General features: G+C 49.5%; 8 protein-coding genes. 7 read left to right on the top strand and 1 reads right to left on the bottom strand.

The features are described 5' to 3' along the window. The first annotated feature begins 77 nt into the window (after positions 1-77). The 6 genes from JGK16_RS15335 to JGK16_RS15360 all read left to right on the top strand — a co-directional run bounded on the left by JGK16_RS15335 (position 78) and on the right by JGK16_RS15360 (position 13,661). Positions 78-773 carry a TIGR00266 family protein gene (locus JGK16_RS15335; protein ID WP_293177961.1) on the top strand — a complete coding sequence of 232 codons (696 nt, stop codon included), beginning with the start codon at positions 78-80 and terminating at the stop codon, positions 771-773. Positions 774-949: 176 nt separating this feature from the next. Next, complete coding sequence (locus JGK16_RS15340) at positions 950-1,750, top strand: M48 family metallopeptidase (protein ID WP_293191209.1); 801 nt, start codon at positions 950-952, stop codon at positions 1,748-1,750. Between the two features lie 282 nt (positions 1,751-2,032). Continuing rightward, a complete protein-coding gene (locus JGK16_RS15345) occupies positions 2,033-2,401 on the top strand; it encodes a translation initiation factor (RefSeq protein WP_293191206.1) in 369 nt (122 codons plus the stop codon). A gap of 212 nt (positions 2,402-2,613) precedes the next feature. After that, positions 2,614-3,207 (top strand): recombination mediator RecR, encoded by a 594-nt coding sequence (gene recR, locus JGK16_RS15350; protein WP_293177858.1) that lies wholly within the window; start codon positions 2,614-2,616, stop codon positions 3,205-3,207. Positions 3,208-3,381: 174 nt separating this feature from the next. Continuing rightward, a complete protein-coding gene (locus JGK16_RS15355; RefSeq protein ID WP_293191239.1) occupies positions 3,382-5,499 on the top strand; it encodes a prolyl oligopeptidase family serine peptidase in 2,118 nt (705 codons plus the stop codon). Positions 5,500-6,287: 788 nt separating this feature from the next. After that, entirely contained in the window at positions 6,288-13,661 is a 7,374-nt protein-coding gene (locus JGK16_RS15360) for a DUF4347 domain-containing protein (RefSeq protein ID WP_293191203.1), read from the top strand. A 382-nt stretch (positions 13,662-14,043) separates the two neighbouring features. On the opposite strand, the gene JGK16_RS15365 is transcribed toward JGK16_RS15360, so the two are convergent. Further along, positions 14,044-14,961 (bottom strand): SH3 domain-containing protein, encoded by a 918-nt coding sequence (locus JGK16_RS15365; protein ID WP_293191201.1) that lies wholly within the window; start codon positions 14,959-14,961, stop codon positions 14,044-14,046. Positions 14,962-15,552: 591 nt separating this feature from the next. Here JGK16_RS15365 and JGK16_RS15370 point away from each other — a divergent pair. Next, entirely contained in the window at positions 15,553-15,966 is a 414-nt protein-coding gene (locus JGK16_RS15370) for a hypothetical protein (protein ID WP_293191199.1), read from the top strand. The last annotated feature ends 75 nt before the right edge of the window (positions 15,967-16,041 follow it).

Below are 16,041 nucleotides of genomic sequence, written 5' to 3' on the forward strand. Positions count from 1 at the left end.
ATCAACTGCCAACTGTCAACTGTCAACTGCCAACTGCCAACTGTCAACTGTCAACTGTCAACTGTCAACTAACTTATATGCCTAAAAACATCTCATATACAATCGAACATTCTCCATCCTATGCCCAACTAAAACTCAAAATTCCTGCCAACCAAACGGTGTTGGTAGAATCTTCGGGAATGGCAGCAATGGATAGTCACATCACCCTGAAATCAAAAGTCAAAGGAGGTTTGATGAAAGGCCTCACGCGAATGTTAGCAGGTGAGTCTTTGTTTATCAGCGAATTTACTTCGCCGGAACGTTCTGGAATACTTTACGTTTCCCCTGGAGTTCCTGGCGATATTCAACATTATCACCTCGATGGCAATAGCTTGATGCTGCAATCTTCTGCTTTTGTGGCATCGAGTTCTACTGTAGACCTTGATACTAAATTTCAGGGATTAAAAGGTTTCTTTAGTGGCGAATCATTGTTTTTTCTCAAAGCAACTGGACAAGGCGATATCTGGTTTAATTCCTATGGCGCAATTCTGGAAATTCCAGTCAATGGAAGTTATATCGTGGACACCGGTTATATCGTTGCCTTTGAGGATACGCTGAAGTATGATGTTGAAGTCCTGGGCGGACTATCCTGGAAAAATTTGAGAACGGGAATTTTAGGTGGAGAAGGCTTAGTTTGTCGTTTCAGTGGACAGGGGAAACTGTGGATACAGTCTCGCAATCTGTTTCCTCTGATTAATTTTTTAAATCCCTTCCGACCGACAAAGAACAATTAGTTTGGTGCTTTTATATACAGCATATTCCATGTATATTTGGTACACACAATTTTGGGAAATTCCGTGTAAGGTGCGTCGCCATATAATCTGCCACTGCTATTCAATAACTCGTAGCGATGCACCCTACAAACTCACGCAAGTCAATCCAAAATCTAAAATCTAAAATCTAAAATCGAATGACCGATCGCAATCCACCCACAAGCAACAGGCAACTGCTAACCTTATTAGGAATCTTTTTAGCCATAGGATGTTTATTGCTTTGGGGAAGCCTCAAACTGGTAGATGGGCTGATTTTATTAATTCCCCCCGAACTCGAACAGCGTTTGGGGGCGTTAGTTATCCCAGCTTATGAAAGTCTTGCGGAATCTTCTCCAGCACAAGATACCCTCAATCAACTTCTCGATCGCCTGGAAACTAAATTACCTAAACAAAAAAATATCGATCGCAATTATCGCCTACTTTACATTCCCGATGATACTGTAAACGCGCTAGCCTTACCTGGAGATACAATTGTTGTTTATCGGGGTTTAATAAAGCAATTGGAATCGGAAAACGAGTTGATGATGATCTTAGGTCATGAGTTGGGTCATTTCGCCAATCGCGATCATTTGCGGGGAATTGGACGGGGATTGGCGCTACAGTTTGTGGTGGCGGTGTTCGTAGGCGATGGAGGTGGGTTGGTGAATGTTGCCGCTGCGATCGCTTCCAATTTAAGCAAAGCCCAATTTTCGCGCAGTCAGGAAGCCCAAGCCGATGAATTTGGCTTACAACTCCTGGTTTCCCATTACGGGCACGCGGCGGGCGCAGCAGACTTTTTTCAGCGATTAGCGCGACAATCTGGTTTAGATTTTGCTTTGTTATCGACTCATCCGGCACCTGGCGATCGCAGTTTAACGTTAACACAAACGATCGCCCAACGTCGCTATCCGATTCAAGAGCGATCGCTTTTACCCGCAACACTCAAAAGCGATCGATAACAATCAGACACTTAATAATTCCCGCTCTCCCTTGATGGGCTAATACAATAGGTATAATATCAGAGTCTCAACGAGCGATCGCAACCTTACACCAATCCACTAAAACTAGAAATACCCTTCAACAGTTGACAGTTGACAGTTGACAGTTGACAGTTTGAGAGCGACCTCTACCTAGAAGGAAGAGGATTGGAGTAATGAATAGTCTGATTTGTATTTCTCCCGAGCAGGCTTGGGGCTTTCAACCAATTATTTCTGGTAAAACAAGTTCAGGCAGTATAACATATGGCAGCATCCAAACGCAAAAGTTCTGACAACAAAACAACCGACGGAAAACGAGTAGTTTACTCCGAGTTTGGTAACTACGAAAACTCGGCTGCTCTCGAGCGAGGAACCCCGGAAGTTCCCCAGAATCAACAAACTTTGAAAGTAGAAGCATCCCGAAAAGGACGCGGTGGCAAAACAGTTACAGTCATCAGCGGATTTCAAGAAAAACCCGAAACTTTAGCAGATTTAGCCAAGCAGCTAAAAGCCCAATGCGGCACGGGCGGCACAGTTAAGGATAATGAAATTGAAATTCAAGGCGAACACAAGCAAAAGCTACTCGAAATTCTCAAAAAATTGGGCTACAAAGCTAAAATTAGCGGAGGTTAATTGGGTGCATCTGGGTTTTGAAGAGGGCGAAGCATGACCGCATATAACTTATTAGTTATAATCTCATATTTACTGCGGTCATGCTTCGCCCCTACAGATATATTTTCATGCGCCCCAGATGCGCCCGGTTAATTTCTGTTATTCTTCCCTCTTCCCTCTTCCCTCTTCCTTCTTCCCTCTTCCTTCTTCCTTCTTCCCTCTTCCTTCATTTTATGTACACTCGACCCTTAGCCCGTTTGATCGAACAATTGCAGCGCTTGCCCGGAATCGGCCCAAAAAGTGCACAGCGACTCGCTTTACATATTTTAAAGCGACCGGAAGAAGACGTGCAAGCCCTAGCTCAATCATTGATTGATGCCAAAAAACAAGTCGGTTTTTGCAAAGTATGCTTTCACTTATCCGCTGAACCTGTTTGCGAAATTTGCCGCAACACTAACCGGGACGGTTCTACTATTTGTGTTGTGTCAGAATCCCGCGATGTAATCGCCTTAGAAAAAACGCGGGAATACATCGGCAAATATCATGTTGTCGGCGGTGTCATCTCGCCGATGGATGGAATTGGCCCGGAACAATTGAACATTCAGCCATTAGTCCGCCGCGTCAGCCAGCAAAAGATCGCTGAAGTTATTATTGCGATTAGTCCTAGCGTGGAAGGCGAAACTACTACTCTTTATATCGGTCACTTATTAAAGCCTTTTACCAAGGTTACGCGAATAGCTTTTGGTTTGCCGATGGGGGGAGATTTGGAATATGCTGATGAGGTAACTTTGGCTCGTGCTTTGGAAGGAAGGAGGGAATTGGATTAGGTGAATTGAAAGAGAAGAGAAATGAACCGCGAAGACGCTAAGGACACGTTCGGCGAAGCCGTTCCCGAAGGGTAGGAAGATGGGAGAGAAGAAAGTGCGATTGCTTTATTGAGGTTCGCAATGACAATTTTGTAAAAAAGGTTAAACTGAATAAAGTTACTGAGAGTGAAAAATATGACTCAATTCGATCGCCCTTTAAGCTACCCCACAACCCGCAAAGCCGAGCAAACAGACGATTACCACGGCGTCCAAGTATCCGACCCCTACAGGTGGCTGGAAGACCCGGATTCAGAGGAAACTCAAGCCTGGGTGGAAGCTCAAAACGCAGTCACTTTCGGCTACCTCAGCCAAATTCCGGCGCGGGAAAAAATCAAACAGCGCCTGACTAAACTGTGGGATTACGAGAAATACGGCATACCTTTTAAACAGGGCGATCGCTATTTTTACTACAAGAATGACGGTCTGCAAAATCAATCCGTACTCTACACTTTAACATCTCTCGACGGCGAACCAAAAGTATTAATTGACCCGAACACTCTCTCAGAAGACGGAACCGTTGCTCTCGGCGGCATAGCTCTCAGCGAAGACGGCCAACTTATGGCCTACGGTTTGTCAATTTCTGGCTCGGATTGGCAGGAATGGAAAGTTCGCGATGTGGAAACTGGGGAAGATTTATCAGACCATTTAAAATGGCTGAAATTCTCAGGTGCAGCCTGGACTCACGACGGTAAAGGTTTTTTTTACAGCCGCTACGATGAACCCAACGAAAAAACCAAACTCGAAGATGTTAACTATTACCAAAAGCTATTCTATCACAAGCTCGGTACTCCGCAATCTGAAGATGTATTAATTTGCGATCGCCCTGACCAAAAAGAATGGGGATTTAGCGGTGGTGTTACGGAAGACGGCAAGTATTTGATTATATCAGTCTGGCTCGGCACTGACCCGCAAAACCTGATTTTTTACAAGGATTTAACCGCGCCGGAATCAAGCATTGTCGAACTGATTAACAAATTCGAGGCTGAGTACAGTTTCATTGATAACGAAGGCTCATTGTTCTGGTTTCAAACCGACTTGAATGCACCGCTGGGCCGCGTAATTGCGATCGACACTAACAACCCTCCTCCTTCATCCCTAGCGGGCGCTGACACCCCCCTGAATCCCCCCCTTACCAAGGGGGGGTTCACCGAAATCATCCCCGAAGCAGCCGAAACCCTGGGAGGCATTAGCCTTCTCAACAATCAATTTGTCGCTTCTTACCTGAAAGACGCCTACACTCAGATTAAAATCTTCAACTTAGATGGCTCTTTTGCGCGAGAAGTAGCCTTGCCGGGAATTGGTTCGGCAGGAGGTTTTGGCGGCAAGCGGCACGACACCGAAACCTTTTATGCTTACACCAGCTTCACGACTCCGAACACAATCTACCGTTACAATATGCTGACTGATGAAAGTAGCATTTATCGGCAGCCAAAGGTTGATTTTAATCCAGAGGATTACGAGACAAAACAAATATTTTATCCCAGCAAAGACGGTACGCAAGTACCGATGTTTGTCACGCACAAAAAAGGCTTGCAGCTAGATGGCAATAACCCCACTTACCTGTATGGTTATGGTGGTTTTTCTATCTCGCTGACTCCAAGTTTTTCTCTTAGCAGGCTGGTTTGGTTGGAAATGGGCGGAGTTTATGTGACAGCTTGTTTGCGGGGTGGTGGCGAGTACGGCGAATCGTGGCACCAAGCTGGGACAAAGTTGAACAAGCAAAATGTGTTTGATGACTTTATCAGCGCTGCGGAATGGTTGATCGAGAATAAGTATACGAAACCTGCTAAATTGGCGATCGCAGGTGGTAGCAACGGCGGCTTATTGGTGGGGGCTTGCATGACTCAGCGGCCAGAATTGTTCGGTGCAGCATTGCCCGCCGTCGGCGTCCTAGATATGTTGCGCTTCCATAAGTTTACCATTGGTCATGCTTGGGTTCCTGAATATGGTTCGTCGGACAATCCCGCAGAGTTTCCCACAATTCACGCCTATTCTCCGCTGCACAATCTGAAAGCGGGAACTGCTTATCCGGCGACAATGATTACAACTGCGGATCATGACGATAGAGTGGTTCCAGCCCACAGTTTCAAGTTTGCTTCGGCTTTGCAAGCAACGCACGCAGGAGAAAAACCCGTGTTAATTCGGATTGAAACAAAAGCGGGACATGGGGGTGGCAAACCTACCGCTAAAGTCATTGAAGAATTGGCAGATGAATGGGCTTTTTTGGTGCGCGAACTCGATATTAACGTTTAACCAGCGCGGGATTGGGTGCGCCTATTCCCTAGGCGCGCACCCGCACTCCTCTCTTCAACTGCTGGTGAACACCACTTACCTGATGGTATGATCTGACACATCTTTTGCTGCTAACCTGATGTTCAATGTGGAAATTGTGCGATCGTTTCATGGCCTGTGGCTGCGGACAACCGATCGCTACAGCATAAATTAGTGTAACTTGTCAACTCCCACTTGTCTTAATTTGCCTGACATTCTGTAACTTTTTGTATGGTTTAGCCTTGGTTCTGAGCTTTTTAGAGATGAAACCCTATTAAGTAAAGTTCGTGGCAATGTCAACTCCCACAAGTAGTAAATCCAAGCTACAATCAAAAAATTTTCTAATTCTCGGAAACGTTTTTTTCAGTGGATTTACGGTCAAGATTTCAGAAAAAATTACACTCCCAACTGTACTGAGAAGCATCCCGTTACCGGAATCACTGCCTTTTTGTCAGCAATACGTAAGTAAGTGCCGATCGCAATCTCAAGGTTATGAGATTAACTTTTTTTCAATAAAAAATACTTGAGTGGCGCAATCAAAACCAGATAATGCTTGCATATCTAAGGGTGTAGTGATTTATTACCTAGGTTAATGCGCGAAGCTGATACAGCATTGTCTATCCAATCCTTCCCTCACATCTTAACTTCAACAAAACACGTAAGTGTTTAATTTATTTCGTAAATATAATTTACAGTAAATTTATATTTCCGTGTATATCGAATGTTCTCAAAGGGGGTAGTTTAAAACTAAGTAACTAAATCAGCGAACTATGAAAACGAGCCCCAATACGTCGAATGTGTCAGCCGTAAAAATACGCAAATCTACTAATATTACCACTACCAACAACTTATTTTTTAAGCCAGCAAACTCTACAGCGTATCTAGAATCGAAAACATATCTAGTCGTTGTTGACTCCCGAGTAGAAAACTACGAGGAATTGATCCGTGGAGTCAAACCCGGAAGCGAAGTATTGGTGCTCGATCCAACCAGAGATGCGATCGCACAAATCACCGAATTTTTGGGGCATTACCACAGCATCAACAGCCTGCACGTAGTTTCTCACGGCCGAGAAGCAGCAGTCGCGATCGGTCGGACAGAACTGAATATTGATAACCTAGAAACCTACAGCAGTCAATTGCAGCAGTGGGGAAAAGCCCTTAACAAACCCGGTAGCATTTTACTTTATGGATGTAACGTAGCTGTCGGCGAATCGGGCATTAAATTCATACAAAAACTCAGCGAATTAACTGGAGCAAATATTGCTGCTTCTAACAACTTAACTGGGAGTGCAGCACTAGGCGGCGACTGGGAATTAGAAATTACCACAGGACAAATCGATGCCGAACTAGCCTTTAAACCAGAAGTCTTAAAAACCTACAATCATGTCCTCGGAACATTAGTTACCGAAAGCTTTCAAAATCCCACAGCATTAGGGCCTTGGATCTACGGAACTAGCGGCGGTGCAATTCAACCGGGATTAACCTCAGGTAGCGGCCCCGGCATCATTCCCAGTTTAGGGCTGGGCGATCCTCCGGGCAGTGGCGCTTTAAGATTAACATCGAATGCGAACAACCAAGCAGCTTTTGTCATCTACAACAACCCAATTTCTTCGACTGACGGCATCAGAGTTGCCTTTGATTTATTTGCCTATGACGGCACCGGTGCCGACGGCATTAGTTTCTTCTTAATTGACGGGGCTGCTACACCAACTCAAGCAGGTGGATTCGGCGGTTCTCTCGGTTATGCTCCCAACAACAGTTCTGGTATACCGGGGATTGTCGGAGGTTATTTAGGTGTTGGATTTGACGAATATGGCAATTTTTCAGATCCGAGTGAAGGGCGTTTAGGTGGCCCGGGATCGATACCTGATGCGGTAGGAATTAGAGGCAGCCAAACCGGAGGATATCAGTTTTTAACTAACAATGTAATTCCCGGCGGCATAGATAATCCTACCGTTACCGATCGCACTCTTGCCAGAAAAAGAGTTCAAATTACTTTACAACCGTCTACTCCCACAATACCCAGCCGTTTTTTCGTTAACATCGACTTAAACGGCGACAACTTATTTAACGGCCCGGGCGAAAGTGCGATCGACATCCCAAATTTGGCGGCTGTAAATGGCACAATTCCGCCGACTTTCAAATTTGGTTTTGCTAGTTCGACAGGGGCAGTGACCAACATTCACGAAATTCGCAATCTCAGCGTTGAAACTGTCACAGCACCTACCATCTCAGCCGATATTGCCACGGTTAAAACTGGCCCCGCATTTGCCCTACCCAACAGCAGTATTACTTACACCATTACGTCCACCAATAACGGGCCCAACGACGCTACCAACGTCCTAATTCAAGATCCCCTGCCTCCGGGCTTAACTTTCAGCAGCGCCGATAATGGTGGGATTTTCAACCCGACAACGCGGAGTGTCAGTTGGCCAGTGATTTCGACTCTGGCTAACGGTGCCAGCGTTACCCGCAGTATTACCGTGACTGCACCTGCCACAATCGGATCGGTAACTAACCTGGCATTTAGCAGCAGCAGCACTTTCGATCCCAACCTGATTAACAACACCGGTGAAGGGGTAGTATCTCAAGCTACAACTGCGATCGTTCCCGCTACAGCCGACATCATCACCTCAAAAACAGGCCCGACAACAGCCGTGGCTGGATCGACGGTCACCTATACAATTACCTCACAAAACAGCGGGCCGAGCAGCGCTACCAATGTGACGGTAACAGACGCTTTGCCCGCAGGCTTAACTGGAGTGACAGCCTCCGACGGGGGCAGTTACAATCCTGCCACAGGTGTTGTCACTTTCCCGGCGATCGCAACTTTGGGCATCGGTGCGGCTAACGCCGTCAGCCGCACAGTCAGCTTCAGTACCCCAAATACCGGCACTGTCATCGACATTGCCAGGAGTACAGCCGAAACTCCCGATCCCAATAGTGCCAACAACAACGGCACGGCTGCGATCGCTCAAGTCAGCACCACGATAACGAGCAGCGCCGACGTAGTTACCACCAAAGCAGGCCCGGCATCTGTCACGCCCGGAGCCACTGCCACTTATACGATCACCGCCCAAAACGTCGGCCCTTCGGCAGCCGCCAACGTTTCCATCACCGATACCCTGCCTGTGGGCTTAACCGGAGTGACAGCCTCCAACGGCGGCACTTACAACCCAGCCACAGGTATTGTTAGCTGGACGGCGATCGCAAGTTTGGCAAGCGGGGCAGCCAACGCCGTCACCCGCACAGTCAGCATTGTTGCTCCTGCCAGCGGCACAGTTGCCAACACCGCCAGAAGCACCTCCGACACCGCCGATCCCAATACTGCCAACAACAACGGCACGGCTGCAAACGCGCAAGTCACCACCACGATCACTCCCAGCGCGGACGTAGTTACCACCAAAGCAGGCCCGGCATCGATCGCGCCGGGAGCCACTGCCACTTATACCATCACCGCCCAAAACGCCGGCCCTTCCAGCGCCACCAACGTCGTCATCACCGATACTCTGCCTCTGGGGTTAACGGGAGTGACAGCTTCCAACGGTGGCAGTTACAACCCTGCCACAGGTGTTGTCACTTGGACGGCGATCGCAAGTTTGGCAAGCGGGGCAGCCAACGCCATCACCCGCACTGTCAGCGTTGTTGCTCCTGCCACTGGCAGCGTTGTCAACACTGCCAGAAGCACTGCCGCCACCGCCGATCCTAACAGTGACAACAACAACGGTACGGCTGCGAACGCTCAAGTGACAACTGCGATCGTTGCCGCGAACCAACCTCCGGTAGCCAATAACGCCAACAGCGCGATCGCACCCAGCAGCACCGTTTTACTGACCGGATTGGGAGGCACAGATCCCGACGGGACGATCGCCTCCTTCACCATCAACACCCTACCGCCAGCAGCCCAAGGAACCTTGTTTCTGGGCAATCCCGCGTCTGGGGGAATTGCCGTCACAGCGGGTCAAACTCTCACACCCGCTCAAATCAATCAATTATTTTTCCAAGCGACCAACTCCTTTGCAGGAGCGAACTTCACCTACAGCGCTACCGACAATCAAGGCCTCACCAGTCCCGGCACCGCTACCGTCTCTGCGGTACTGCCGACACCCAACAAACCTCCTGTAGCCAACAACGCCAACATCAGCCTACCTCCGAACAGCACAGCCAACATTGTCGGACTCGGAGCAACCGACCCCGACGGAACGATCGCCTCCTACACAATCAACACCCTGCCGACAGTCGCTCAAGGGGTGCTATTTTTAGGCAATCCCGCCTCTGGGGGAATTGCCGTCACCGCAGGTCAAATTCTCACGCCCGCTCAAATTAATCAATTATTTTTCCAATCTACAGGCACTTTTACCGCAGCCAACTTCAGCTACAGCGCCACCGACAATCAAGGCGCTACCACCCCCGCCAGCGCTAGCGTTGCCGCCGCCATTCCAGTACCATCGCCAACACCCGCACCGGTCAACAAACCTCCGGTTGCCAATCCTGTCAACAGCAGCCAGCAGCCCAGCAGCACCGCTTTATTGACCGGATTGGGAGGCACGGACTCCGACGGGACGATCGCCTCTTTTACGATTAACACCGTGCCACCTGTCTCTCAAGGGCAGCTATTTTTAGGCAATCCCGCCAGCGGAGGCGTAGCGGTGACACCCGGCCAAGTTCTGACTCCGGCACAGATTCAGCAACTATTTTTGCAAGCCACAGGCAACTTTACGGGAACCAACTTCAGCTATACCGCCACCGACAACGGCGGTGCCACCAATGCTGCTACCGCAACTGTAGCGGCAATCCCTCTGCCAGTGCCGACACCAACTCCTGCACCGGTGCCGACACCAACTCCTGCGCCAGTGCCAACACCGACTCCTGCGCCAGTGCCAACACCGACTCCTGCACCGGTGCCAACACCAACTCCTGCACCAGTGCCGCCTCCCAACCAGCCGCCAGTTGCCACAAATGTCAACTTCACTGTTCCCCCCAACACCAGCCCGCGAGTTCCGGGATTGGGAGGAACTGACCCCGACGGGACGATCGTCTCTTTCACCATCAACAGCCTGCCCCCAGCAGACCAAGGACAGGTATTTTTAGGAGATCCGGCCAACGGAGGCGTTCGACTCACACCCGGTCAAGTTCTGACTCCGGCACAGATTCAGCAAATATATTTCCAAACGACGGGCAGCTTTACGGGAGCCAATTTTACCTACAGCGCCACCGACAATCAAGGCGCCACCAGTCCCGCCAATGCTACAGTTACCGCTTTGGTTCCGGTGCCGAACCAACCGCCAGTTGCCACAAATGTCAACTTCAGCACTCCGCCCAACAGTAGCAGGTTAGTCACGGGATTGGGCGGAACCGACCCCGACGGATCGATCGCCTCTTACACCATCAATACTTTGCCCCCAGCAGACCAAGGAGTCCTATTTTTAGGAGATCCCGCCAACGGAGGCGTTCGCGTCACAGCCGGCCAAGTTCTGACTCCCGCACAGCTTCAGCAAATATTTTTGCAAACGACGGCCAACTTTACAGGAGCGAATTTTAACTACAGCGCTACGGACGATCGCGGTGCTACCAGTCCCGCTAATGCTACAGTTGCTGCCATAGCTCCAGCTCCGGCACCGACTCCAACTCCGACTCCGACTCCGGCGCCAATTGTTCTCAACCAACCTCCAGTTGGCATAAATGTCAACTTCAACATTCCGCCCAACAACAGCGTGCGGGTTCCAGGATTGGGAGGAATTGACCCCGACGGGACGATCGCCTCTTTCACAATCAACACTTTGCCACCGGCGAACCAAGGAACACTGTTTTTAGGAGATCCTGCTAACGGTGGGATAGCGATCGCACCCGGTGAAATTCTCACTCCCGGACAGATTCAGCAACTGTTTTTCCAAACGACGGGCGAATTTACGGGAGCCAATTTCACCTACAGCGCCACCGACAACGGCGGCCTGATTAGTCCCGGCACCGCTACTGTTGCTGCGATTCGCCCGACGACCAACTTACCGCCATTGGTGAACAATGCTAACTTCAGTATTGCTCCCAGTGGCAGCGCCCAGGTTCCGGGATTGGGAGGCAGCGATCCCGACGGGTCGATCGCCTCTTACACGATCGACACCCTGCCCCCAGCCAACCAAGGAGTTCTATTTTTAGGAGATCCAGCCAACGGCGGCGTTCGCGTCACACCCGGCCAAGTTCTAACTCCGGCACAAATTGAGCAATTATTTTTCCAAACCACAGGAAGTTTTACGGGAGCCACTTTCAGCTACAGCGCTACAGACGATCGCGGCGGCATTAGTCCCGCTACCGCTACTGTCGCTGCAATCTTGGGGCTGGTGGCGCCAACACCAACCCCAATATCAAATCCGATCGCCGAACCAGATACCGACTGTCTGTGCGAACCCATTGTAGAAAAACCAGGAATTAACTTTGCACCGCCGCCACCAGCGCCCGGAGTTCGATTTGTCCGGCCAATTTCGCAACTGGGAGAGGGACAAACCACCAAAGGTACAGACGGCAATGACTCGATCGCAGACAACAAAGGCAACCAAAAAATCATCGGTTTAAAAGGGAACGACCTGATTTTAGGCAAAGACGGCGCCGACGAAATTTACGGCAATGAAGGCAATGACAGGATTTTTGCGGACACTGACACGGATATTGCTTACGGCGGCGAGGGCAACGATATCATCCATGCCGGCAAGCAGAACGACTGGATTGCAGGCGACTTAGGCTCTGACACCCTGTTTGGAGATGAAGGTGCCGATACGATTTTGGGAGATAACGGCCGCGATAACTCTAGCAGCGCTGCGGACGATCGCGATTTGATCTTCGGAGGTAACGGCGCAGACATCATTAACGGCAACGAAGGCGACGATACCATCCATGCCGGCAAAGGTAACGATCTTGCCCTTGGAGGCAAAGAAAATGACATCATTTCGGGCCAAATCGGCTCCGATACGTTGATTGGGGGCACCGGCAATGACACCTTGTTTGGCGGTTTCAACGGCAACACAGACTTCGATTCCCAGGGACGCGACTTGCTCTATGGAGGCGACGGCAACGACTTCCTCAGCGGCCAAGAAGCCAACGATACCCTGGTTGCAGGCAAAGGTAACGATCGCGCTTACGGAGGTAAAGGCAATGACCTAATCTACGGTCAATTAGGCTCTGATACCCTCTACGGCGGCGCAGGCAACGATACTCTGCTAGGCGACAAAGGCGGTTCCAACTCAGTTAACGGTGCTAGCGAAGGAGATTTAATCTTTGGCGACACCGGCAACGACATCATCGCCGGTGGCAACGGCAATGACACCGTGCAAGCAGGCAAAGGCAATGATTGCGTTTGGGGCGGCAAAGAGAATGACTTGATTTGGGGCGAATTAGGCTCCGATACCCTTGTCGGCGACAGTGGCGATGACACGATATACGGTGGCGCTCGCAGTCGAGCTCAAGATATCAACGGCCAGGACTTGATCTTTGGCAACATTGGTGCTGACGTACTCTTCGGCGATGAAGCTGACGATACCATCAGTGGCGGTGAAGGCGATGACAGCATTTACGGCGGTAAAAATAACGACCTCATCCACGGAGATCTTGGCAACGACAAGATTTACGGCGGTGACGGGGGCGATGAGCTCTGCGGTGGCGAGGGCAACGATACCATTTATGGCGATCGCTCCGATAACCGGGCTGTCTCGGTGGGCGCAAACGACCAGCAAGACTGCATCAATGGCGATGCTGGCGATGATTTGCTCTACGGCAATGAAGGGGAAGATACCCTGAATGGAGATGCTGGCACCGATACCCTAATTGGCGGTAAGGATAACGACTTGCTCAATGGGGGTGATGGTGATGACTGGCTGTTTGGTGGCTTGGGCGACGATACTTTAATCGGAGGTATTGGGAGCGATCGATTTGTCTTGGGTGCTGACAGTGGTACTGATACTGCGATCGGTTTTGAGGCCGGTGTCGATAAGTTTATTTTGATTGGCCTGAGTTTTCAGGAGTTGCAATTGAGCACCACTCCCGAAGGTACGTTGCTGCGAGTCGCAGGAACCGATCGGGTTTTAGCGAATCTGGTGGGGATTAATGGGGCGATCGGATCCTCGGATTTCCTGTCATCAATTATCTTGCCTTCTTAGGGTGAGAATTGGCGGCGAAAGTCCCCTATTCTCATAAGAAAACGCCACAGCAACTTACAAGTTCTGTGGCGTTTCGATAATTTTCAATAATCTAAAACTCGACTGTAGCAAGGTTTGTAGTAAGGACTTTAGTCCTTCTTGCTTGCAAGGTTTGTAGTAAGGACTTTAGTCCTTCTTACTTGCAAGGTTTGTAGCAAGGACTTTAGTCCTTCTTGCTTGCAAGGTTTGTAGTAAGGACTTTAGTCCTTCTTACTTGCAAGGTTTGTAGTAAGGACTTTAGTCCTTCTTGCTTGCAAGGTTTGTAGTAAGGACTTTAGTCCTTCTTGAATGTGGGCTAAAGTCCTCACTACAAACCAAATTCGATCTGATAGAACTCAGAAGTTTACTTGCACATGATCAAGTTTCCAGCCGAGATGAATCCCGGAACAGGGGCTGAAATCTCAACCCAATTGCGGTCTTCTCCATTCTTATCTTTGACTAACTGGAAATTCGGCACAAGCGTTACTTGACCGTTAGCGGGTACGCCGCCTTTAACTGTCGCAGTCTTTGAAGGCTCCGCACGAATAGCCAGACCTTTCGGTGCTACGCGAGGTTCTACTTGGCGGCACAGGCTGACGGGGCCCGTTGTTGGTGCGGGTGTTGGCGCAGGTGCTGGCGCAGGTGCTGGCGCTGGTGTTGGCGCAGGTGCAGGTGCTGGTGCAGGTGCTGGTGCAGGTGCAGGTGCAGGTGCAGGTGCTGGTGCTGGTGCTGGCGCTGGTGCTGGCGCTGGTGCAGGCGCTGGCGCTGGCGCTGGTGCAGGTGCTGGTGCAGGTGCTGGTGCAGGTGCTGGTGCAGGCGCAGGTGCAGGTGCTGGTGCTGGTGCTGGACTTGGGGAAGGAGCTTGACTAATTGTGCACGAAGCTAAATTAGCCTCGTTGTTCGGGTATCCGGTAGCTATATACCCTTTTACGGGAGCGGTAATTTGAATCCAGAGGCGGCCGTCGGAGGCTTTAACAGAAGTAGCGCCTTGGAACAGCGTTACCTGAGTATTCATGGCTACACCGCCAACTCTCACGGATTTGGGGTCTGGGTTCTGGCGAACTGTCAAACCTTCTTTGGGAGTTACTTTGCGGCAAAGGGTGTCAGCTTGGGCGATTTGAAAGGTGGCGCTATCTTCAAAGGAAATTTTTTCAGCATCCTGACTGGTAGTGGATGCTGGTGAGGTGGCAACACCGATCGCAGTCGCCTGCACACTTCCGGCTACAATGGCGATCGCACCCAGCAATGCAGCGGGTTTGTTCCAGCAATTCAAGTTTTTCATCCGTTCAACTCCTCAATCTAATCAAAACCATTATCTTTATTGCTGGTCAATATAGCAAAAAAAGCGATTTGTCTTCCAGAAAAATACTGTCTATAACAGAATACTGCCTGCAAGTCAATTTTTATTTGTATAAATTAATGCAGCGTAAGATTTAAGCGAGGAAAAATTAAGCTGCTGCACCTGTAAATTGCTCGTTATGGTAGAACCCGAGAAGGCGAGAGGGAGAGAGGGAGAGGGGGAGAGGGGAAGAGTCAACCGTCTACAGTTCACATGTGTGGCAGGCGATCGCACTTTACCTTAAAATTACCGCAAAGAGCGCCAATCGCTAGCATTAGTTGAAGTCCCCTAATCGCGGCTGTGGAGTCAATTTTTGAATAGCAAATAACAAATCTAAAATAGAGTGTTGAATCCCCAAATCTCGGCTGTGGAGTCAAATCTCAAATCTCAAATCGACTGACGTTTTTTGCTTCAATCTATCAAAAGACGGATTTTTTCTAAGAAGTGGGCGCAGGATAACCTCTATCTGGAGAATGGTTTAGCCGATCGCGCCAATCGAGTACAAATAGGATGTTATATCTCATTTTGTACTCTATGAAACTGAATTATTTTACCAAACGGCTTTCGACTCTCGGGCGCTATCTGGCTGCAACTGTGCTTTGCGTGTCAGCGATGGCATTTGCTTGGCAGGGTGCATTTTTCTCGAACACCGCAGCAATGGCCTCTCTTGCTGTAAGCTCGATCGCAGCAGCAGATATAGGCGATAAAGTTCAAGACAAAGCCAGCACAGATGCCGGAAGAGCCAAGAACTTCATCCGAGATACAGAAGAGAAGGTGAAGGAAACAGCCAAGACAAATGCTGCTAAAGTCGATCGAGCATCAGAAGATGGTAGTGTAGTCGAGCGCAAAGCCAAGAAAGATGCAGCTACAATTGAGAAAAGAGCAGAAGAAGATTCAGCTCGCACACAGAAAGCAGTAGATAACACGGCTCTCCAGAACTTATGGTGATAATTTTATCTAATGCAAGAAACAAGCTAATACGCGATTTCTAAAATTATCAAAATTAGAAAAGCCATACCCTTG

This window comes from Microcoleus sp. PH2017_09_SFU_O_A (assembly GCF_020738625.1).
GTDB lineage: Bacteria > Cyanobacteriota > Cyanobacteriia > Cyanobacteriales > Microcoleaceae > Microcoleus.

Excerpts from the sequence above, each read along its gene's own strand:
- JGK16_RS15370 (WP_293191199.1), top strand. The coding sequence starts at position 15,553 with ATGAAACTGAATTATTTTACCAAACGGCTTTCGACTCTCGGGCGCTAT.
- JGK16_RS15345 (WP_293191206.1), top strand. The coding sequence starts at position 2,033 with ATGGCAGCATCCAAACGCAAAAGTTCTGACAACAAAACAACCGACGGA.
- JGK16_RS15335 (WP_293177961.1), top strand. The coding sequence starts at position 78 with ATGCCTAAAAACATCTCATATACAATCGAACATTCTCCATCCTATGCC.
- JGK16_RS15355 (WP_293191239.1), top strand. The coding sequence starts at position 3,382 with ATGACTCAATTCGATCGCCCTTTAAGCTACCCCACAACCCGCAAAGCC.
- JGK16_RS15365 (WP_293191201.1), bottom strand. The coding sequence starts at position 14,961 with ATGAAAAACTTGAATTGCTGGAACAAACCCGCTGCATTGCTGGGTGCG.
- JGK16_RS15340 (WP_293191209.1), top strand. The coding sequence starts at position 950 with ATGACCGATCGCAATCCACCCACAAGCAACAGGCAACTGCTAACCTTA.
- recR (WP_293177858.1), top strand. The coding sequence starts at position 2,614 with ATGTACACTCGACCCTTAGCCCGTTTGATCGAACAATTGCAGCGCTTG.
- JGK16_RS15360 (WP_293191203.1), top strand. The coding sequence starts at position 6,288 with ATGAAAACGAGCCCCAATACGTCGAATGTGTCAGCCGTAAAAATACGC.